The sequence below is a fragment of the Psychrobacter sp. I-STPA6b genome (assembly GCF_020662265.1).
Taxonomy (GTDB): Bacteria; Pseudomonadota; Gammaproteobacteria; order Pseudomonadales; family Moraxellaceae; genus Psychrobacter.
Window position 1 is genome coordinate 1 of the sequence record NZ_VEWM01000019.1, and the last position, 313, is coordinate 313.

1 protein-coding gene and 1 pseudogene are annotated in these 313 nt (G+C 44.1%); one reads left to right on the forward strand and one right to left on the reverse strand.

Annotation, left to right across the window (positions count from 1 at the left end):
* Nucleotides 1-95, reverse strand: a pseudogene (locus tag FHK88_RS03050) (JmjC domain-containing protein); the annotation flags it as partial.
* Nucleotides 96-177: 82 nt separating this feature from the next.
* On the opposite strand from FHK88_RS03050, the gene FHK88_RS14480 reads away from it, so the two are divergent.
* The coding region (locus FHK88_RS14480) for a hypothetical protein (RefSeq protein ID WP_413680430.1) at nucleotides 178-313 on the forward strand (136 nt) is incomplete at its 3' end.

The following is a 313-nucleotide window of genomic DNA, read 5'->3' on the forward strand; positions in this document are numbered from 1 at the left end:
TCATAATCATCATAATGCTTGCCTACCGAAGCACCTTGTGGGGCATAGGACACCATAATATCATCACGTTGCCAACTGGGAATAAAGTCAAACGCATGCAGGATTTGCTTGATAGACTAAAATCTTTAGGAATCCGCTCTAATGGTGTGAACTTTATTGCCTGTCCAAGTTGCAGGGTTGAGCACTGCTTGGGCATTAGCAAATCGGGGTATTAAAGTCACCATACTGGAGCAAAATGCATGTGCCGCTTGCAAAGCCTGCATTTCACGCGCACTCATGGTATCTGTACCTAACTCAGAAAGTAAGCCTAAAT